Annotated in this window: 1 protein-coding gene; it reads left to right on the plus strand. The window is 42.6% G+C overall.

From position 1 onward, the window contains the following. On the plus strand, positions 1 to 812 hold an 812-nt coding region (locus ACE01N_RS20555), incomplete at both ends, for an Ig-like domain-containing protein (RefSeq protein ID WP_380592970.1).

Below are 812 nucleotides of genomic sequence, written 5' to 3' on the forward strand. Positions count from 1 at the left end.
GTTGCTATTGATGATACTGAAACTGTACTTGAAGATAACAGTATTAATATTGATCCTTTGGTGAATGACCTTGATCCCGATCGCGGTGGCTTAACCATTACGCATATCACCGGACCAGTAAATGGAACAGGTTCCATTAATGCTGGCTCAAGCATAGATTATACACCTGATGCAGATTTCTTTGGTTCAGACTCCATTATTTACACCATCAGCGATTTAGATGGCGATCTGGATTCAGCGGTTATCAGGTTTACTGTTACACCTGATGACACGGATGCACCGGTTGCTGTAAATGATACAGTTACTACTGATGAAGATGTGGCTGTTGTGATTTCTCCATTAACTAATGATAATGATCCTGACGGAACAGGATTGACGATAAGTATTTTGACTGCTGCGGATAGTGGTTCTGTTGTGATCTCCGGTTCGGATCTGACTTATACACCGAATGCAAACTTCAATGGTCCGGATTCTATACAGTATCAGGTTGAAGAAGTAGGTGCCAATAATCAGACTGCCACGGCATGGATTCATATAACCGTGACTCCGGTGAACGATCTTCCGGTTGCAATTGATGATGCAGCTGCAGTTTTGGAGGATAACAGCATTAACATTTCTCCATTGGTAAATGACCTTGATCCGGATCGTGGCGGTTTAACCATTACGCATATCACCGGACCAGTAAATGGAACAGGTTCCATTAATGCTGGCTCAAGCATAGATTATACACCTGATGCAGATTTCTTTGGTTCAGACTCCATTATTTACACCATCAGCGATTTAGATGGCGATCTGGATTCAGCGGTTATCAG

The sequence above is a fragment of the Quyinboa ferrireducens genome (genome assembly GCF_042436675.1).
Lineage (GTDB): Bacteria > Bacteroidota > Bacteroidia > Bacteroidales > UBA5342 > JBHJHP01.